The sequence below is a fragment of the Marinobacterium sp. MBR-109 genome, assembly GCF_040547565.1.
In the GTDB taxonomy this organism is placed as follows: domain Bacteria; phylum Pseudomonadota; class Gammaproteobacteria; order Pseudomonadales; family Balneatricaceae; genus Marinobacterium.
In genome coordinates this window covers 1-21,319 of the sequence record NZ_JBEPPZ010000017.1, presented here as the reverse complement: position 1 = coordinate 21,319, position 21,319 = coordinate 1, and the positions used below count along the sequence as shown (strand labels likewise).

Genomic DNA, 21,319 nt, shown 5'->3' with positions numbered 1-21,319 from the left:
ATCCTTGAAGCATCGTATTGGCTTGTAAAATCTGGTTCCCCCAAGCCAAGCAGTTAATCCAGTCTAAGGCGTAGCCGCGAGATCCTCAACTAACCGGGTCAGACTGGTCAAATCATGTTGAAGCCAAGCGGCATGCAGCCGCGAAAAATAGTTGTTCAGGTATTCCGACGAATTCCCATCCCCACAGGCCTGTAACCACAGGGCCTGCAACGATAAAGGAGCGCTGCTCTCATTAGCTAGAAGGCATACTCATCATTTGTGACATTTCCAAGTAGCGACAGAAGGCATTGGCTAATTGCATCTGGCGCGGAGTCCGGCACTCTGCATCAAAGACATATGGTGATGCAACGAGTATAGCCATACATTTAGCACGTGAAATCGCCACGTTTAACCTGTTTGGGCTATATAGGAACTCCATCCCCCTTGGCGCATCGGCGAAACTGGAGGTTGCCATGGAGAAGATCGCAATCGGTGCCTCCTGTCCTTGAAACTTATCGACTGTCCCAACCCTAGCGTTTGGCAACAGCTGCTGAATCTCAAATACCTGGGCATTGTATGGCGCTATGATCAGAATATCGTCCAAGGTAATCGGTGCCTCTTCTCCTTCACGATTCACCCATGTTGAGCTATCGGCAAGGATGCGGTTAACAAGCTCAAGTACCGCCTCTGCTTCCTCAATTGAGGCATTGGTGTTTCCTGTGTGCGTGACCGGCAAGTATCGAATACCGTGACCAGAAATGGGGCCATCCGAACGCACGGTCTGATCAACACAGTCCGGCATCGCATCGAGTTTAGACTCATAGAACAGCTCGGAGTTGTAGGCACAGATTTCAGGATGCAGTCGCCAGGTTGTTTCCAGAAACAATCCTTGATCGGGCTGAATGGTTTGGTGCTCACCCAATATATGCTCCAGTGAGGAAGCATCTGTTCCATCAGGATGCGAACCCTGCATAGGCTGTTCAAGCTGCTGGGGATCCCCTAACAAAATGACTATTTTAGCTGCGGGCGATACAGCCACGACATTGGCAAGCGACATTTGTGCAGCCTCGTCCACTACCAAGACATCCAATGTGTCTTGAGCTTCTAAGCGTGACCACAAAAAATGAGTTGCTCCCGCAACCTGAGCGCTGCCCTCGGATAGTGCGTTAAAAAGCGCGTCATTCGTTTTCACGAAAGTGAGTTGCGGCGTGTTCGGTTCAGGCTCTTTTGGTTTTTGAATACAGTGAAGCGGGATCTTTGATTTTTCTGCGACATCAATCACTTTGTCGAGCAGGTTACGAATAACTTTGTGGCTATTCGCCGTGATACCAACGGTCTTACCCTGTTTCACCAGTTCACAAATCATATGAGCGCCAGTGAAGGATTTACCAGTGCCGGGTGGCCCCTGAATAGGGAGTACGCCGTATTCCAATTGTTGAGTCAGTCGTAAAGCCGCATCGAGTGTAATCTCGCCTTCTTCCTGAATGGTCTGACCATTTAGGTTGGGTGCGTTGCGCAAGAGCAACTCACGCCCACTGCGATACGGACCTTCCCCTTCAATGCCATGTTCGGCCACATATTCACCCATCCTAAACAAAGAAGCGGCTTGTTCCGCTGTTCCGATGACTTGGTGAGCGAACACCGCCTCTGGGTGGATGTCTTTCGTCGCAGCAGATTTCTTGATATCAACCGTGCGATCGTTGGGAGCAATAGCGACCACCGTCCCCAATGATTCGCCGCCTACTTGCTTAAGGGCCTCTCCGCCGCGTATATCCGTGTCTTGTAGCTCAAACCGGTATCGATGTGTCGGTATTCCCCTTTTAGTCGTTTCGATCGTTTCTACGAGTGCTAAACCCGAAAGTGCTGCTCGCTCCTGCAATAGCTCATCTGCCGTCAGATCACTTAACCTGAAATATTCCCACCATGTTGCCTTATCTTCTCGACGATGCCACTCAAGGAGATAGGCAAGTATCCAGCGCGCATGCTGTTCTCTGGTGCGCTCCTCAGGATCGGCGGGGACATCATGGGTAAGACGGGTGATCAGCTCCTGTATACGCTGAACCTGATCACTTAATTCTTCGCTCGGGCCATCTTGGCCAGGTTCAGGCCGGTTAATAGCAACACCATCCCCAATACGCTGCGCGCGCAGCTCTTCCAGCCAATCCCTTAGTGAAGCAGTCGAGAAACAGTCATCAGCGTTGTAGCCCTGCACTATCGCTCTTGTTTCTTCATCGATAGCCGCTACGTCATTCAGTTCCAACTCTGACGATAAACGCGTTAGGGCGACATTGGCGTCATGCAGTGTCACTTGTCTCTGGAAATTAAAAAATGGTTCTAGCTTTTTCAATGAGTAGCTTTCAACACTGGCCCGTAGAGCGTTTCGGACCACAGCAAGCAAATCAACAAAGACCAAACCCCTCAAAAGGTTATCGATCTCAGTTTCGCGAGTGGCGTAACGTCCCATGAGCCGCTTGAGCGCTGCTGGTTCATAAGGAGCGAAATGATACACGTGCATATCCGGATACTTGGCTCGACGATCAGTAACGAAATCAACGAAGCGCTCAAATGCCAACTTTTCCGTCTCTCGATCCAAAGCCCACTCGCAGTAGTACTGGGTTTGGCCGTCATCATTCTTAGTCGCATAACCTAACAGGTATTCCAATCCGTGTTCGCCAACGAACTGATCACTTTCGATATCAAAGAATACGTCACCATCTGAAGGCTTCGGGAGTGCCTCGAACCCCACCCCAGAAATTAGATCCAGGAATTCAATTTGGAGCGCTCCCTTTTCTCGAGCCAGAACCTGAATGGCAGCCTGTGCTTGTACTTTCTCAAGAGAGGCGACTGATCCTCTTTGTGGTTGAAATGGTAGAGGGACAGGAGCATCTGCAAGCCCCTTCATGGTTGTGATCCCGTTCGCTTGCAATTCGTTGATTTGATTTTTGGTAATATTGGCGACTAAACAAAGGTGGTCGTCGTCTCGGCGTCGGTTATCACACTGACTGCTCCACCGACAAACATCGCAGTGGGCTTTGGGGTCAGGGTACGTCTGCGCTGGAGTGTTATCCCCCACCTGAGTTGCACTTTCTGCTGTGCCTCTTACATGTCTGTAGTAGGCGGCAAAGTCGGCCACTCTGTATGTTTGAGGTTCGAAGTCCGACCACGGCGAAACAACATGTATGTTTTCAGGTTCAGCCCCCTGCGCAGCAGTCAGCAGATCCGCGTACAGGCTTAGCTGTAAGACCGTGCCTCCTTTTGTTTCCCGCGCTAACTTGGTATCGACCACCTCATAGGACCAATTCCCGAATTTACTGGGCTTATCGACACGTATCAGGATATCGGCACGACCGCTCCATCGATCGTTTCGTAATGCCGCTTGGATGATTAGCTGGGCGCCAGCACTCATCGCATCCAGCGTCGCTGTAACAGCATCATCTGTGATATCGACACCATCGATTCTGATGGCATTCAACCCTTCACTTTCGAGGTATTCAATGTATGCCTGTTCGTGCTTGAATCCTCGCTCTCTGAGGATCTCTAGCAGAGGATCATAGTAGTCTGGTTTAGATAACGCCCCTGTTGCGACCTGAACATTTAGTGCTGTCAGGTGATCACAATTCAGGTGACCAACAAGGTCTGAGGCGCTTAATTGAAGTCTTCCATCCAGCTGTTTCATCCTGAATATCCTCTTTTTAAATTGCAGTCCTTGGCTTGCACGTAAAGTTTGTGTGCAAGTTGAGAAAGACACACGACCGACCGGCAAACTTTTTGCTTATCGCTAAGTGTTGCGCACCCGCTCAAGACTTTCCTCATAACACCGGATGAAGATTCGTGGAAATACACGGCCCGCAAACTGCCCAATGCGAATGAAATCCACATCCAATAACGGCACCAACATTTCCGGGTTCACCTCGCCCCTCAGTGCATGCCAACGATAAACGCTAGGTTGACGATGAAGTGTCAAATTCAGGTTGTTCAAATCCCCGACCAGGTAATACCCCTGCTCTGGGTCGAACCACACGCCTTGGAGGCCGGGTATCTTCCTCAACCAAGAGCGGGGGTCGTAGACAGGTCGGTCGATCAGCTTGGATAGAACAAACCACCACATCCCCAGGGCTTTTTTGTCGCCACCCAAATAGGCTGTCGATTTATCGTTTAGCGCTTTGCGGAGCGGATCAAAAGCTATACGTTCATGACCGAGATGAGCGTGGACGATTTGTTGCCAATCCTGGCAGAGCTTGGGCAGATTTGTGACTAACTTTGACCTTTGCGCTTCTGTTGAACTGTCAGCGAACAGGCCTTGAACAAAGTCTTTGGTCAATGAATTCTCGTAGCCTGTCGGTAACAGCCAGCTAGAAGTTGCGAACTTATTTTTCCGGCCTTCAAGCACCGGTATCAGTTGATCGATGCCGTCAGGCATAATGAGCGGCGTGTTGTTACCAGGGCTCTGGACCAAGATGGTGTCCTGATCACGTAATACGAACACCTGACGTCGAATAAATCCATCGACGTCCTTCTGAATATCTTTCTCTGGGCCAAAGCTGTACGGCCACTGCTCTACCACAAGCCCCATCAGTTCCTGGCAATTTACGGAATGCTTGGCCAGAGCAGCATCAAGTTGATCGAGTGCCTGCGGATCAGACAAAACGAAAGGCAGGATCACCGGACGATCCTTATCCACCGTAAACAGGTAGCCCTCTGAGATTAGCGTTAGGCCATCTAGCAGGTGGGCTTGTTTTGGCAAGTACTCTGATATTTTGGCCGATGTATCACGGAGCAATTGCTTGAAATGCAGTTCTTTTATTGCCACAACCAGTTTCAGGGCAACAAACGATGCTTGCTCCTTGAGTTGCTCAAGAGTGTAGTCAAAGTAGTCAGCATAGACTTCGGTAATGTGGCCATGATCATCCATTGTGAACCACTGGTCGACTGACGTTTCGTCATCCAGTTCATGGGGGTTCAAAATAATGTGTTGGACAGCACAGCTCTGCGAAAAACGACCGGTATACTCGTAAGGGTCCTGTGGCAGGTCTTTGCCCTGATCAAGCACAACAAGGTATCGCTGGTTAGGAGCGAGGCTCAAATGAGCTAAGTTTTCGGGCTGATCCTGCATCAGCTTTAGGTCGACCTTGAGCCCTTCCTGAAGTAACAATCCACCCAGCCAATCTCGCAGCTCCTCGATAGGTGTATCCAGGTTCTCACGTGCATCGACCAGCGCCACCTCGAACTGCTCGACAGGCAACGAGCGAAGCCTGTTGTGTTTGTCTGGCTTGTGCTCGCTGGGGTATCTCTCCAAATGGAGAGTTTCGGGCGAGAGCGGAAACCCATACTGTTGAGCCGCCTCGACAAAAGACTGAATGGTTTGCTGAATCAGGAAGCTGCGGCTGCTACGAAGCCCATCAGGTGTCTTTAAGTCGATGAAAGGACGTTGTTTGCGAGTCCCTTTTGACTTTCTTATCTCTTGGAACAGCACGCCCCGCTCGTCCTTTCCAGGAAACCAGCGATCCAGCCCTTTGTCCTTGTTTCGCATCCACAATTTGCCAGTTCGTGGGGCCTCAGGTGCGAGCTGGCGTAACGCTACGTTTGAAAACTTTATCGTAACTTCAGTGGTATTTCCGTCACATCGCTGCCTTACGGATCCTTCGACATCAATGGCTTCGATACCTGGATTTTTTCCACCCCACTCCTTGATTTTCAACAAAGGCTTCCCCAGTGCACGAAAGCCCCTCGTATGTCCCGTTTTGTGCCCGATTTGGCGTAACAGAAGCTTCAACCACACCGGGTTTAATTCCGGTGAGTATTGGACGCGTTCGGGCTCAAGAATCGTATTATCTCGAGTCTTTATAACGGGCAGCGGCTCTCCTTCTTTGGTTAGCGCAACGTACAAGTTACCACCGCTCATATAGTATGGATAAGAGGCCTCGGAGAGACTCTCGTCCAGAACTTCAATCCACTCCCAATGCTTCATAACCGCCTTTGAGAGCGGATAACGATACACCACCAGCCGGCCAGCCCGTTCCGAATCTATCTGGTCATCTCGATAGGTCAAAGACGAAATGCGAAGGTCTCTCATAGGGCATCATCCTTTGAAATGGGTTGGTTCAGAGCCGTTTGGGTTTGGTGCCGCCGAGCCAGTTCGCATAGCCCCGCGAAACCTGGTGTGGTCTTATGTTCGAAATGAGGATGTATACAGCTGGATAATACGAGTATAGGCGCTTCATTGACGTCCATCGGGTTCAGCTGCAAATCAAACCCCTTGAGAGCAGCATCTCCATCGGATCCCACCAAGTTGGCAATAACAAGCCTGGCATCATTAGTCAGGTACTTGCGCAGCGCCAGCACTTTCTCAGCCAGCGCCGTTCGCTCGTTATCCTTTGCGCCGACGTTAGTTAGCGACCCCTGAAATACCTCATCAGCTTGCCTCAGCGTTGCAAGACCCCAGAACTTCGCATCGATGAAGAGCGGCGTATTTACGATGTGGAAATCATAGAGTTCCAACGTCCGGTCATGCAGCAGTTGTGTTGAGCACGTGATTGACTCATGGTCGAACAACCCTCGAATGGATTCCTCACCAATTCGACCTTGCAAAATGCGCTGGGCAAAATGGGGGTGAAACATGAATTGCTCTTCCAGCCCACTGCTTACCTCAGGGCTGGTGGCATAGCCGTGGTTGTTGAACCAGCGCACTATCGCCTCATGGTGAGAAATCCACCGGTAAAGAGGCTTGAGGCTGTAGAGCCTGGACTCTGGTGCGCGGTCAGCTAAGAATCGACCATCAGCACATTGCCATACACCATTGGATGGATCTGCACCGATAGGCAAACGGATACAAGCCCAGTCCTTCAGTGACAGCGTCTCAATATTTCTGAGCCCAAGAGCAATCCCATCAAATGAACAGGCCAAATCACGCCTCAACGCTGCCCGACCCAAGGAGTCCCAGATATGTTTTATCCTTTTTGTTTCCCCTGGCTCTCGACCCGCTTCACGTGAGTGGCGAATCAGGCCTACAAGGTGATCATCAATGATTTTTCTAATTTGGTTTCCGTCCTGAATAGGCGCGAAAAGCAGTTTTAGCGGATCGACTGAGTCTTGCTTTGACGCCAATGTATCGAGCAGCCCCTCGTTTAGAGAGCTGATAAGAGACCGATGTTGACTGAACGCATGTGGGTTTTGCGCGTACCTGGACAATGAGTTCGCAAGCTCTGTTTGTATGTAGATTTTTGTTTCTGGAGTTTCATCCCATACTCGCTCCAGGCGGCCAACCTGCTGTTGGACATCTGCTGCCAGGTTAGAAACGTAATCATCGGTCGCTTTATAGACGACATTGTTCAGTTGGCTGACCTGCCGCCTGTCTGACACCATGAGCGAGCCGATGTAATGCCGATAGTCGAGCTCAGATATTTGTGCTGATTGTCGTAATTTCTGCACTTGGCGGATCTGTGCTCCGATCGTTGCCATTTGCTCCCCGCCAGCTTTAGCCTCTGGTACTGAGAAGTAGAAATGACGCGCTTCATATAGATACAGGCACGTCAGATCAGATTTTTTCAGAGTCCCATCTTCCCAAAAGGCAAAGTCGAGATTGATGCCATTGGTTGCAGATGCAACTTGAGTGATAACAACCACATTGAATGGGGTGCGAAACGCTTGAGCATAGTGATCCGTAAAGCCTGGAGACTTCTGGCTTTCCGCTGTAAGGAGGCACAGAATCATAACACGCCCCCTTACAACGACTGGTTTAAACCACGGAGATTCAAACAGTGTTTCGGGTATTGCAGACCGATCGGAAGGCTCAAGGTCTTCCGAGAAACCTGCTAAATTCTGTCGGCTCTCAAACGCCATATCACTTTCCAACCACTTACGCAGATAGCGGATGGAGTTCACGAAAGCCAAGTGTCCTCGATGCTGCTCATTGTCTGCCGCCTTACCAATAATCGACAGCATGGCGAAAAGGCATTTATACCTGTATTCACGCGTAGACTCTGCGACCACCTCCTGCTCCGCCTGGAAAAAGTCGGTTGTCAGCAGGCCAAGAGCTACCGCAATCTCGGCAGCATCGTTCTTACTGGTAAAGTCACAAACTTCAACGGCAAGTTGATTCTTTCGCTGTTTACCCTTGGTTTTTTTGAGGTGGGAAATTAACGCTTGCTGATGGCGCACGCTTTCAGGGTTGGGCGTTGTTGGGATGGGGGCTCCATCACCTACCCTCATCCGCTTATCTGCTATTTCCGTAAGGGCACGGTACACCCACTTAAGGTCAAAATTGCCTAGGGATCGGTCAATCATTGAAGTCGCAGAAAGTCCAAAAACCAGGTTTCGGCTCGCCAATGAAACAAGTAGCGCCTCTGGGGTCGTGGGAATGTGTGCCCGCTTTTGAACAATCCTCAACCTGTCCAGTTGTTCTTTGGCTTCTGCGAACATCCAGCAGCTAAATCCGTGTATGTGTGCCTGAGTGTGAGGAACAACATTGGTTTTCCTCCACTCGGCCAACTCCGGTAAATTGGTGTTCGGTACGGCGCCCTTGAATATAGCGTTGTTAAGGCTCTGATGGTAATGGCCACTTTGATAGTCATTCACACTGTTGAACAGCAAGTGCATGAACTCGTCATACAAGCTGCGGCCGGATCCTACTTGCTGCTCCACAGGGAGCATTGACAGAGTCTGGAGAGTCTTCCGAAGCAGCCGCTCGAGTCGCGATAAAAAGAAGCCCGCCGTCACCGAAGATGACGTTTTCTCTTGAACGATCTCAAGACCATGGTCGCGTGGTACCAGGAAAGTAGGTAGCTGAGTGATTGTGTAGTCTGATTGAAACAGATAACGGGGTTTGAAGGCGATACCTGGCTCCTTCACCAGTGCTCTCTGAGCCGGAAAACCGATGCCTTGATCGGCCAGATCAGTCACTGCCTCCTCAAAGTTCTGGTCTAAGTCTTCTAACACTTCATGCAGGCTGTCGTTCTCCGCATGTGTAATACGTGCACGTGCGATCAATCGTTTCCCCTCGTCAATCAAAACACCCAAACACTGTGGCAGCTCCTGAACCCGCTGAGCCTGGCTTAGCAGATCCAAGAGAACAGGCTCCTGGTATTCAAACTCGTCGATGAAAACCACATAGCCCGACAGCGCAGCATCACCCATTCTGGCCTGGCGTCGTCCATCGAAGAAACCATTGAAAAACTTGTGTGTAGTCATCACCAGCAGCGGCTGGTTATCATCTTTCCATGCAATGCCCGGCAGGGCCCTACGAATCAACTCGTTTTGCCTGAACAAGGTGATTTTTTCTACTTCCGCATAATCCGCCCCTGTGTTGTTGCGGCGCTTTCCCTTGGACGTTTTTTTGTGCTCACGCTTCAGCTTTTCCAACTGCTCCAGGTTTTGGATGATGGCTTGTTCAAACTGGGCACACACCCGCCCCAGCTCCCTTTCAAAATATTCCGCCAATTCTGCGTCATCAGGATTCTGGCTTGATTTTATGCGCTCTAGACGCTGTGCGCGGTGTTCTATTGTTGAGCAGCAATACTGGAGTGCTTCAAGATTGAAATGGTCATTCACCCATAGGTGCTTGTCGGCTAAGACACCGATGTGAGTACGCCAGTCTCCAAATACTGCATCTTGCTTTTCATGTCGTAACGCTTTCCCTTGCAAGGCTGCACATATTTGCTCTTGCCGGGGGTAAAGCACGCTGCATGGATACCCCTCTTGAGTGACATCCTCGATAAGGCCTTGAAGTATGTTCCAGCGGTGGGTGACGAAAATAGCCTGAAGACCAGAGTGTTGTAGATAGCTTAGAACAGGCTCAGTACCCTGTTGGCTTGGCTTTACCAAAGCCGAAGTCTTGCCAAGGCCCGTGGGGCCATTTACCTCTATCAGCCCTGCTAAGGATTTTTCGGACTTCAACGCTCTAGACACTTCAGACTGGTAGAACGCTTGATACGAGAGGACTGACTCGTGCATGGGGATCACTCTCCGCTGTGGTTTGGCTAAGGCCGGCTATACAAATCCTATGTATATAATCACTACATGTATATACTGTATACATTCATATGTCGCATTTTCAGGCAGGTAGTATGCTCGAAGACATCAAATGGGACCAAGCGCTGAGGTTTCGTCTTATAGAAATCATTGCCTTATGGGAAGGTCGCTTGACGACGAACCATCTCTGCTCAGCATTCCAAATTGGGCGTCAACAAGCTTCTCGGGATATCAACCGTTATCAAGCCTTGTTTGAAAAACCTCCTCTGGAACTTGATCGATCCCTCAAGGGATACAAGCCATCTGCAACATTCACGCCTTGCTTCAGTCAAGGTACCGCAAACGAATACCTATCTTTGTTACATAGACAAAGAGAGATGGTTGAAACCTTCGACTTTTTCGAAATGGGCCACGCGGAATCCGAGGTCGTAAACGTTCCGGATCGTCATATATCGCCTACCATAGTAAGGGCACTCACGCAGGCAGCACGTGAGCAGCGTCGTGTCGACATAGACTATATATCACTCAGTACTCCGCACCTTAGGGGCAGGATTCTGGTTCCCCATACGCTGGTGAATGATGGTCAACGTTGGCATGTAAGGGCCTATTGCGAAGAAAGAAGCGAATACCGGGATTTTGTCTTGAGCCGTTTTAGGAACACTCCGAGCATGATGGATAGATCGGCACATGGACGCGACGGCGATGTAGGTTGGAATACTGAAATTGAGATTGTTTCTATCCCTAATCCCTACTTGTCAACCGAGCAACAGTTGGTAGTTGCTGCCGATTATGGGATGGAAGCCGGTATGATGAGCTTTACCTCGAGGCAAGCACTCGTCAAATATGTCGTTCGTCGACTAAACTTGTGTTTAGATGACGATAAACTACAACTGTCTCCGAGGGAGCATCAGTTGACAGTGAAGCAGCCAGGTATTTTGAAAGAGTACATGATATTAGGCGGCTAGCTGGAGCGATGGGCTACTTCTCGAGGTAGTGTTCCGGCTGGCCTAGGTTCGGATCCCAGATATCCCGTTTCCGGACATACGTTGGACAGAGACCATAATGATAAGGAAGCACACGAATGCAAGGAGCACCATTCAGCATTGACCCAGCCGGGATCGTCTCTGCACTTCGTGAAGAGCAGGCCAACACACCTGATTACCTGCCTTTCAAAGTCATTGCTCGTGAGAACGAAAAAGGCATCTGGCGTCTTGAGGTCACTGGCATCGGGCGCAACGTGAAACTGGACGAATCATATGAGGGGTGTAAAGTCGGCTGGAGCCAACCAACCAAAGGGGCTGCTCAGATCCTAGCTGTTATTCCTGAAGACGGTATAATCCACGTACACCATGCATCAGCTGCCCCTCCTCCAACTGACAGTATTATTTACCTTTACCCACCTTCATACCTAGAACCTTTACTCCAATATTGGTCAGATCCATTTCGGTACAGCGCAACGTCACGCTGGCTTAAGCAATATAGCCCCGACCCTCCTTCCTTGAAGCCATTACCACAACCCGAAAAGCTTCCATTGAGGCCTAAGCAGTCCGCTGCCTTTGGCCTGTTTAAAAAACCAATTGGGTTCCTTTGGGGACCTCCAGGTACAGGAAAAACCTACACGCTTGGAGCAATGCTGGCGCAATATTTGATCAAACATCCGCATAAGCGCGTTTTACTGCTCTCTGCAACCAATATGGCACTGGACCAGGCACTGGTCAGCGTTGATAAAGCTCTGGAACTATTGAGTGAAACGGTTCCTCAAGCGAATGCAGCACGGAAGACATGCAAACGGCTCGGACATCAATTCATCGCCCGCTATTATTCAGCCCGTGAGCACCTGATTCCGACCTATGATAGTGGACTAGTCAAATTGCTAAGTGCTTTAGAAGCAGAGGAGCCTGAAAAGAGTGATGTTCAGCGCTTTCAACGCTGGCAAAAGCAGGTCGAGGAGATAAGGGAAAAAATTAAGGCTGAGGCTAAAGCAGCCTTGCTGCGTACACGCTTGGCAGCAATGACTGCAACACGGGCCATCTACACATGGAACGACTTAGCAGAATTGGGCTATGACTTGGTGGTGTTTGATGAATCGAGTCAGATCAGCCGGGCATTAAGTCTCGCACTTCTCCCCTTGGGAAGACAAGCCCTTTTGGCAGGTGATGATAAACAGCTCGCTCCGATTGCACGCAGCAATTCAGAAAACGCAAAACGTTGGCTTTCAAGTTCGCTATTCCAGGACCGAAAAATGGGCTTGCAGTGCACTCTGACGGAGCAGTCGCGAATGTCTGCTGATATATGCCACGTTATCAGTCGTGTTTTTTATCACGATATGCCGAAAGGCGACCAGCTGGAAGTGGCTGCGGAGCAAGCAGTTGATTCTGCATGGAAACAAGTGCGTAAACCACTGCAACTGAGTTCGATTCCTGATAAAGCGCTGGCAGTCATTGATGTTAAACAGAAAGACGACGGAACCTACTCATCTAAGATGGGGGGACATATCCGTTACTGGAGTGCTGAGCAATGTGCTTCGATTGCACGCGAGTTTCAGGACCAAGGTCGTAGTGAAGACATTCACATTCTGACCCCGTTTCGCGCACAACGTAGTCTTATCAGGCGCAAGCTCAAAGAGGCAGGTGTTCGTGGCATCAAAGTCAGTACGGTGCATCGGGCACAAGGGAGTGAATGCCACACAGTTTTGTTCGACCCCGTTAATGGTGACGATAACTTTTTACATGGCCGCGACGAATACGAGAAAAAATCCGCTAGGCGTTTGATCAACGTGGCACTAAGCCGTGCTCAGGCCCAACTGATAATTCCGTTATCAGAGAGGGACCGCAAAAACCCATTGTTTGATCAAATCTACAGGCTGGCAAGGAACCGCCCACAAAGTACCGCCGGTTTCGAATCTTTGCGTGATTTTGTAGGGAAACCTGGGTTCCCGGAGGTACTCGTAGGCAAAAAAATACGCTTCTATGATTGTACTGGCCAAGTGCTGCGTTTGGAGCCGTACAGCAAAACTAAGACTTGGGTGGTTATCAACGACCTTGAAGCTGGCAAAGAGCGACAGTTTGATTTGGAACAACTTCTAGTTGGGATTGGAGCTGTCAGTAAACTATCCAAAGCCGAAGAGCCTGCGGCCTGCCCTGTGTGTTCTGAGGAGACCAACAGCATCGAGCAGTTATCCCAACATGTTAGAAAACATCATCCTGAACAGTTGAAAGAACTGTTTGATTGCAGGATTTGCACTGCAAAAGTGTCTCTCCAAAAGTACGCGAAGCACATTCGCCTTGTCCACCAAGACTCGAACAAAAGAAAGCCACCAGCACCAGCACCAGCACCAGCACCAGCACCAGCACCAGCACCAGCACCAGCACCAGCACCAGCACCAGCACCGAAGGGAGTTTCTTCCTGCCCCTTCTGCTTTGAAAGTATTACTGATGAAATTTTTGGGTTACACCTTGCCAAACAGTGCCCTGTGAAACACCCCAAAAAAAGACGTAGAGGCTCCTCACAGCTCTGTCCAGTGTGCCAGCGATACATTCCGTCACAGACTTACAAAGTACACCTTCAAGGACATCAAAAAGCAGGCACTAGGTCCAAGCCCAATCAACCCCCAAAAAGAAACAAAGCTTCTTCCCCCACCTCGAGCATAGTAGACCAAAAGGGCAAACACTCCCTAGAAATACCCAGCACTAACCCTGATATACAGGCTTACCTAGAGAGAACCAAGCAACGTTAGGGTTTTCAGGCTCGGACCAAGAAAGCTTGGTCGGATTGCTTGAACCGAGTTTATCAGTTGCAGAAGTGCATCAGTCGGTAAGCGTCCGGAGATCACACCTTGTCGGTGGCTGTCGGTTTCCAGTTATGCGGTAGCAGCTCATTGTACCTCAACTATGGCTGTTAGCTGTATTAATCCAACGACATTTTCTGTCGAAGAGAAAGCTGCGTCCATGCGGCTTCCATAGATTTTTGCAGATTTAATATGTTGCTGTAGTTGCCCCCGCTAAACCGGACACCACCTCATTCGTTTGATGCCAGTTCCGCCCGGTACTCCCAGGGCGATTTCATTTTCAGGCCCTTATGTGGGTGGCTGCGATTATAGTCCTCGATCCATTCTGGCAACCTGGTCATAACAGTCGTAGCATCGGGAAGATCGTTCAGGTACACATAGTCCCGCTTGAACGTTTTCACGAAGGCCTCAGCCATGCCGTTGCTCTGAGGGCTTCTCACGGGCGTGGTACACACCACAAAGCCCAGAGAAGACGCGAAGGATCGTGTTTCCTTGGCAATGTAGCAGCTGCCATTATCCGTCAGCCATTCCAGCGGATGAGGCACTCGCTCTGACTGGCCGAACCGGTATTCCAGGCTTTCCAGCAATAAGTCCTGAACCATCTCACCGGTGATGCCGCCCGTGGTCGCTACATAGCGCATCAGCTCGCGATCACAGCAGTCCAGGCTAAAGGCCACGCGAACGACCTCCTTGTTCCAGCAGCGGATCTCAAAGCCATCTGAGCACCAGCGAAGGTCCGGCTTCAACGTAATGACCTGGCCGTTGTGGCAGCGCTCCTGAGGCCGCCCCGTATACCGGGGTAACAGCAACCCATCCTGCTTCATCAGTCGGTACACGCGCTTATGGTTCACTCGTTCATCGTTGGCTGCGAGCAATCGATTCAGTCGAGCCGTGATCCTTCGATAGCCATTGGCAGCACGAGCATCGCACAGCTCACGGATAAACGGTAAATGCCGGTCATCGTCCTGTTTGTTGTATCTCGGGCTTCGGCCTTTCTGGCGACCATGAAGACGATCCAGAAGATTGGAGCGCGATACATTCAGCACTTCCGCAACCCGCTTCAGAGGGTATCGTCCGGCGGCAGCAACGGCATGCGCGAGATCAACTTTTTTGACTGGGCCACCTCCAGGGCTTCCCGGAGTATTTCAGCTTCCATCGTCTTGCGACACAACATCCGCTCCAGCTCCCGAACCTTCTTGTTCAGAGCTTTCAACTCGGATGCACTGACAACTTCATCACCGGATTCAATCGCGGACATGCCACCGTCTTTCATCAGCTTCTTCCAACGGAATAACAGACTAGCTGATATACCATGACGCCGGGCTACAAGCGACACCGACATGCCTGGCCGCTCACACTCCGCGACCATGCATGCTTTCTCCTGCGCGGTATACCGGCGACGGCGCTGCACTCCGGTTATCACTTCGATTCTTTCCACCTTGGACACTCCTTTGCACTAGGTCTATGCCTAGGTCTTTGCTTATACAAAGGTGTCCGGTTTAAATGGGGGCTACTACAGTTGCCAAGTTAATATCTTCAGCATATTTGGCTATTTCAGATAATTTTCTGACATAAGTTTTATGACCAACCGGGATTTTTATAAAAGACACAACCATTTCATATTTAAAAATTAAAACTCACTTGTATTTTACAAAATAATGCACTTTCCCCTGATTAAATAATTTTGGGATAGGATCATCTTTTTTAGGTGCAATATATATGTAAAACCATGATGGCATAAATGATGAAACTCTAAGCAAGAAAGGTGTCCGTGATAACTCGCCCAAATTAGAACGTATCATTTCTTCTCTTTTAATCTCTTCAAAAAGACCCAATCCCTTTTCTGCTGAAGCACCTACCCAAACATTAGGACCTGCTTTTGACGAAAACCTTGCCCTATAAAAGTCAGGATGAAAAAAATAAACATCATCTCCACCCACCCACTCCGGCGACTTCATTATTGGAGGATTCCCCTTATTAAGGCCAATTGATAACCTGCATCCAATCATACTAGGCCTGGAACCCATAAAATGTACATAGCCTTGCTCACACGGACCTCCTTTCAAAACAGTTACATGTTGAACTGATTTTGGGCCAAGCGTGGGCTTCCAATGGTTCACAATCTTTTCATATTGGATGTCAGCTGGTAATGCTTTAAAAGCAGCTTCCTCTAACATATTGGCTAAAACGTCCCTTGCGTCTTCAGGGGAGCTAGCCATATCTACGGGCATGTAAGCAAACATATGATCCTGAATAAAAGATGGCTTGTATGGACTATCTAAAAGACTCAGTAATAACATACCGCCATGAAAGCCCGAACTAATCCCGATAGGAGGAGGAGTTAAACCCGAAAAGGTTGCCGCTGCCTCCATAGTCGTCAGAGTGTCGTATACAGCCTCATTTCTATTAATTGATTTACTATGCGCTATAGCATCTGTTCCTGATAATTCAATAAGATCAACTTCTACATCCTTAATTTCACCATCTTCAATCATAACACCCGCAGCCAGCAAGTTATTCAATGCATAGCTATAATTATCATTGTATTTATATTCGCTTATATAGCTTCTGCCAGCACATCCAGTAATTATCGTAATAAAAACAGAAAGCATAGTGATTTTAAATATGTTTTTTTTTCATTGTGTAAAGCATCTTGGTAGTTTGATTTATCCATTTAATCAAATGGATTAAATACCCCATTAATTAATAATGAGATTTTTGCGGGAACAAAAATTATTAAAAAATATTTCAGCAAATAAACATATTATATCCTATTTTAAAATCTGTAATTTATTAAAATTTTCAACTTATAAACTTGCTTTTAAACAACAATTTATATAGCTATATTAGCCAAAGCTTCCCAGCACCTCCCTCGCCTGCCTATGGATCGCCTCCCTCCAACTGACCGGCTCCACTACATCTATCGCCGAGCCAAAGCCCTGTATCCACCATTGAGTCTGCTGGTCGTTAGGCACTTCGGCTTCCAGCCAGCACCAGCCCTGTTCGTCGGGCTCATCAGTTAGCCTTTGCACATCACTCAACGGCGTTTCCGACAACAGTCTGGCGACCTCAGGCCGGATCCGCGCTTTCAGTTGTACGAACTGCTCATCCAGCGGATATCCGAAGGCGCCGGTTGAGATGTACTGGTCGACGCAAAAATCCGCTTTGGATCGGTACGGCTGTTCACTGGTTTTAATGCTGACAATGCGGTGCAGCGCAAACTGGCGTACATCGTCATAGTCGTTTACGGTTGCCAGCAGGTAGGAGACGCTGTGACGCGCAACGATGCCCAGCGGGTGCAGGGTAAAGGTTTTGTGTGCGTCCTTGGAACGGCTGCGGTATTCCACATCCAGCGCATAGTGGTTGAGCAGTGCATCGGTCACCAGTTGCCAGACATCGTGTTCGATCAGGGCCGGGATCAGTGCCTTGCCGTTGGGAATGGCTTTGACGTACTCGCTCCAGTGCGCCAGCCGGTTGCCGTTGAGGCCATCCAGATACTTGCGGGCGTTTTCAAACTGCCCGGCCAGTTGGTCGATGGCGATCTGCGGAAGCAGACCGCGCAGGTATTCTTCGGCCAGCACCAGCGTTAGAGCAGTGGCGGTGTCCAGTGCTGGCAGGTTGCTTTTGAAGGCCGGGTCGAAGGACCAACGGAACGGGCGCGTGTCGCGGTTGCAGAGCAACGGGAAATGCGCGGACATCTTCTCCAGGTCGCGCTGAATAGTGCGCATCTCGACATTGAAGCCGCGCTCTTCCAATAAGGCCTGTAACGTCGTGGTCGCACGGTAGTGCGGCGCCCGCGGAATGAGCTGTAGCATGGCAAGGTGACGGAACAGTGTGTCTTGGCGACCACTCATGGCACTTCCTTGTGTTTGTGTGTTTCTGATAGCCGACATAGTACCAAATCCTTGATTACATGGAAGTTTCATTTCATTCGCCTTTCAGCTTATAAAGCCGATGACGCGACCCTGATGACGGGTCTTGATGGCATGCTCCTGCTCCAGCCCTGCTATCAGGGTTTCGGGTGTCAGCGGTTCGGCCAACACCTTGGCGCGGCGCTCAACGGTGGCGAAGTCACCGGGGGTCAGCTGAGGAAGGCGTTTCAACCGGGACTCGTACCCTTCCACATTCACTGCAGCAAAGGGTTGCGTCTGATGCATCCCCAGCAGACGATTGAAGAAAGCCCAGGACTGGTCAAAGCCCAGGTAGTCAAACCGAATTTTGAAGTCGAACCGGCGCAATGCGGCGCTGTCGAGGTGGTCCATGAAGTTGGTCGACATGATCAGAATGCCGTTGAACTCTTCCATCTGTACCAATAGCTCGTTGACCTGGCTGACTTCCCACTGCTGCTGGGCTGCGCTGCGTGACCCCAGAAAGCTGTCGGCCTCGTCGATCATCAGGATGGCGTTTTTCTGTTTCGCTTCGGCAAAGGCGGCAGCCAGCTGCTGTTCGGTCTGACCCACAAAAGCGCCCAGCAGATCAGATGCCTTGCGCAGCAGCAACGGCTTTTCCAGTACAGATTCCAGATAACGCCCCAGCTCGCTTTTACCGGTGCCCGGCGGGCCATAGAGGCAGATGCGGGCCTGGCCACTGCGTTTGAGTCCTGAGACCAGTCGCTCGAGCGGAAAATCCGTGTTCGACAGCGCCGGGTTGAACGCGGATGAGGACGGGCGACGCTCCTTGTGCTCCCACTGGTATCCCAGCGCTTGATACAGGCTGCTCAACAACTGTTCCATAGTTTGCTCCACACGTTCGGTTTTGCGCAGGCGCAACTGGCGCACCACCTTGGCAGCGCGAGTCAGGTGGGCTGGCTGTAGTCCCTGTTTCCTGGCCAGCATGCGCATCCATTCTTCGCGCACATTCAGTCCCTGCAACGTGCGCTGGACCATGACAAAGCGGGTCTCTTCGTTCAGCTCCGGCATGCAGATCAGCATATCGAAGCGGCGCAGGTAGGCTTTGTCCATGCTGTTGATGTCGTTGCTGATCCAGAACACCGGGCGCGGATTCTGCTCCAGCATGTTGTTGATCCAGGCTTTTTGGCCGTTCTGCTCACGGTAGGTGAATACGTCCTCGATCTCATCGAACAGAATCACCGACTGGGGGCTGGCCCTGAGGATCTGCTGGCTGATCAAACAGGCGGAGAAACGCTCGTCACCACTCATGGGCTCTCCGTCATGGCGGGCATACTTGACCTCAAACAGCTCCAGCGCGAGTTCATCCGCCAAAGTGCGCACCAGCTCGGTCTTGCCGGTGCCCGGCGGACCGTAGAGGAGGATATTGGTACCCACCAATCCCGAACGCACTGCAGCTTTGAGATAGCGTTTAAGCTGTGAGTACTGGCTATCAATGTGGATGAAGTCGTCCGGCTGCAGCTCGGGCACGGCACCCTGCTGAGTAAAGTGACGAAGCAGCGACTCGGGGCCCTGACGTTCATACATGAGGACGTTGTCAATGCCGTTAAGCAGCTCCAGTTCACCGCCGCGCCCCACCGGGTTAAGTAGACGGCAGCGTACCAGCACGCTGTCATTCGACAGTGCCCGTGCAATTGACGGTCGCGGCAACTTCAATGCAATACTCATCAGCGAGGCCAGTTGCTGAACGGACGGCAGACCATAATTGGAGGAGAACAGCTTGAGCGTGTCGTTCATCCCCTCGAGCTGCTCCAGGATGCTCAGGAACGCCAGTACCGACTGTTCTACCGGTGCCAGCCCCAAGGCTTGCCCCAGTTTGGACAGGTTGTGATCCAGCAGGCCGGGCTGATGATGCTTCTGCTCCAACTCAGACAGGCGCGTCTTGAGCAACTGAAGCCCTTCCTTCAGGGTGACCTCTTCGTCGTTGTGGGACTCCAACCCAATCAGGCGGAGAATGTCGTCATCCTTGAAACCGTCTTTGTTGAAAAAGAATCGGTATCCCTTAGCGTTGACCAGCAATCGCAGCGCCCAGAGCGCAGCCCGAGCTTGATAGGTCTCGCTGGTTGCCAGCGGCACTGCATTGCGGCGTGAGCGTTTACGCAAAAAAGCGGGGATTGCCATGAGTGACTCCTGTACATCTGATCGACGGGAACAGAGTACGGGAGTCATGCGTCAGAATGGGTCGCTTTGTGAAAGAACCTATTCAACTCCCTTAACTAAGACTTTGACTCTGCTCCCCTTCTGCCATCGCTGATGACACACCCGGTGCATGAATTCAAAACGATCTCGCTGGAACCATTTCAGGCGCAGAAAGCTCCAACGTTCGGCCTGGTTCTCTGGCCGATCTGTTTCACAAAACTTCATCGCCCGAGAAACTTGAGGGCTATTTCGTTTCCGAGAACAGCGGTCAAAGGCGCCAGTTATTTTTTGCACAGGAAGCAGTATCAATATCAGGGCACCTCGAAAAACCCGGCTTATACGTTGCCGAACGGGCTGAGCTAACCGCAAGACTCCAGTTTTAATCGATTACGTCTCGTTTTGGGGCCCTCTGGACCTGCAGCGGTGGTCTCTGTGTGCCCATGAGGCATACCGAACCACCACCAACGGCTCAAAACGCCTTAATCCCGGCCCGCTGGAAGTACACCAGCCGCTTCAGGTTGTAGCAAGCGGCCATCATGGTCATCGCAAAGTTGGCTCTCGCTTGACCCACTGTGCGGATCAACTTGCCACCCATCTGGTCAATGCTGGCGAACACATGCTCGACACGAGCACGGGGTTTGGCAATCCGCTTATTGCGTCGTTGTTGGCACTCCGATAACGGTTTCTGACGGTGGCCTTTGCGCTGAATATGGTTGCGATAGCCGTGCTCTTTCAGCCAGGCTTCTCGCTCGGTCGAGGGGTAACCGCGATCGGCATAGACGTCCTGACTGGTGTTGTGCCGATCAAGAACAGCCTCGAAATGTTGGCTGTCATGCACTTTGGCAGTGTCACACTGAAAACGCCGGATCACCTTGTACTTGGCATCGACGTTGATTGACAGTTTGTAGCCAAAATGGCTCTTTCCGTGCTTCTTAGTCCAGCTGGCATCGGTATCCTTCTGTCGCCGTTTAGCGGGTTTCCAGTCGGCTGGTATGGCCTTTTGACCCAGCAGCTCCTTGTCACTGCGTCTGTTATGCTGCTTGGGCGCCGGCACCAGAGTAGCATCAATGATCTGGCCACCACGGGCGATGAAGCCCTGCTTGAACAGTTGCGCCGATACACCATCGAACAGGGCCTGGGCACCGGCTTCACCGATGCGATTTTCAAAGTGCCAAATCGTGGTGCGATCCGGAATATTGATGGCTTGGGTCAGCCCGCAGAAGCGCTGATAGCTCATTCGGTCCAGCAGCTGGTACTCCATCTGTTCATCCGACAGGTTATAGAGGCGTGTATGGACTCCTCCTCTATTGCAAGCACTTTGTTCGATAACGACTAAGGTACGACTGCCTACGTGTATCCGGTCTCGTTAATGATGCTGTTTCATGGGCATCGGACCCTGATGGGCTATGCGCGCACTGGTTCCCAATCGCTTGAACGAGCTCAAGGCTCTAGCAGTCTGTCGGATTAACGTGGCTCGTCGGAGTGACAGAGCCCTTTATCGCTTTCAATGATCGCCAGACAGCCATCATGACCTGTGCAT

General features: G+C 50.7%; 9 protein-coding genes and 1 pseudogene. 2 read left to right on the top strand and 8 right to left on the bottom strand.

Annotation, left to right across the window (positions count from 1 at the left end; translation table 11 throughout):
- Positions 1 to 232: 232 nt before the first annotated feature.
- From ABIE60_RS16155 to ABIE60_RS16145, 3 genes are all read right to left on the bottom strand, one after another.
- Entirely contained in the window at positions 233 to 3,655 is a 3,423-nt protein-coding gene (locus tag ABIE60_RS16155; protein ID WP_354470530.1) for a TM0106 family RecB-like putative nuclease, read from the bottom strand.
- A gap of 102 nt (positions 3,656 to 3,757) precedes the next feature.
- A complete protein-coding gene (locus ABIE60_RS16150) occupies positions 3,758 to 6,052 on the bottom strand; it encodes a hypothetical protein (RefSeq protein ID WP_354470529.1) in 2,295 nt (764 codons plus the stop codon).
- A complete protein-coding gene (locus ABIE60_RS16145) occupies positions 6,049 to 9,927 on the bottom strand; it encodes a hypothetical protein (RefSeq protein ID WP_354470528.1) in 3,879 nt (1,292 codons plus the stop codon). The genes ABIE60_RS16150 and ABIE60_RS16145 overlap by 4 nt, the downstream gene beginning before the upstream one ends.
- 113 nt (positions 9,928 to 10,040) lie before the next feature.
- Here ABIE60_RS16145 and ABIE60_RS16140 point away from each other — a divergent pair, with 113 nt between their 5' ends.
- On the top strand, positions 10,041 to 10,910 hold the full coding sequence (locus tag ABIE60_RS16140) for a BrxR family helix-turn-helix transcriptional regulator (protein ID WP_354470527.1): 870 nt from the start codon (positions 10,041 to 10,043) through the stop codon (positions 10,908 to 10,910).
- A 116-nt stretch (positions 10,911 to 11,026) separates the two neighbouring features.
- Positions 11,027 to 13,681 (top strand): AAA domain-containing protein, encoded by a 2,655-nt coding sequence (locus ABIE60_RS16135; protein ID WP_354470526.1) that lies wholly within the window; start codon positions 11,027 to 11,029, stop codon positions 13,679 to 13,681.
- Positions 13,682 to 13,962: 281 nt separating this feature from the next.
- On the opposite strand, the gene ABIE60_RS16130 is transcribed toward ABIE60_RS16135, so the two are convergent.
- The 5 genes and pseudogenes from ABIE60_RS16130 to ABIE60_RS16110 form a co-directional block, all read right to left on the bottom strand.
- A protein-coding gene (locus ABIE60_RS16130; RefSeq protein ID WP_354470525.1) for an IS3 family transposase occupies positions 13,963 to 15,170 on the bottom strand; the annotation gives its coding sequence in 2 pieces (ribosomal slippage) (positions 13,963 to 14,843 and positions 14,843 to 15,170; 1,209 coding nt in all).
- Between the two features lie 199 nt (positions 15,171 to 15,369).
- Positions 15,370 to 16,344 (bottom strand): hypothetical protein, encoded by a 975-nt coding sequence (locus ABIE60_RS16125; protein WP_354470524.1) that lies wholly within the window; start codon positions 16,342 to 16,344, stop codon positions 15,370 to 15,372.
- 234 nt (positions 16,345 to 16,578) lie between these two features.
- On the bottom strand, positions 16,579 to 17,586 hold the full coding sequence (locus ABIE60_RS16120; RefSeq protein WP_354470523.1) for a helix-turn-helix transcriptional regulator: 1,008 nt from the start codon (positions 17,584 to 17,586) through the stop codon (positions 16,579 to 16,581).
- Between the two features lie 84 nt (positions 17,587 to 17,670).
- Entirely contained in the window at positions 17,671 to 19,761 is a 2,091-nt protein-coding gene (locus ABIE60_RS16115) for an AAA family ATPase (RefSeq protein WP_354470522.1), read from the bottom strand.
- A 487-nt stretch (positions 19,762 to 20,248) separates the two neighbouring features.
- Positions 20,249 to 21,067 (bottom strand): annotated as a pseudogene (locus tag ABIE60_RS16110) (IS5 family transposase); the annotation flags it as partial.
- Positions 21,068 to 21,319: the final 252 nt, after the last annotated feature.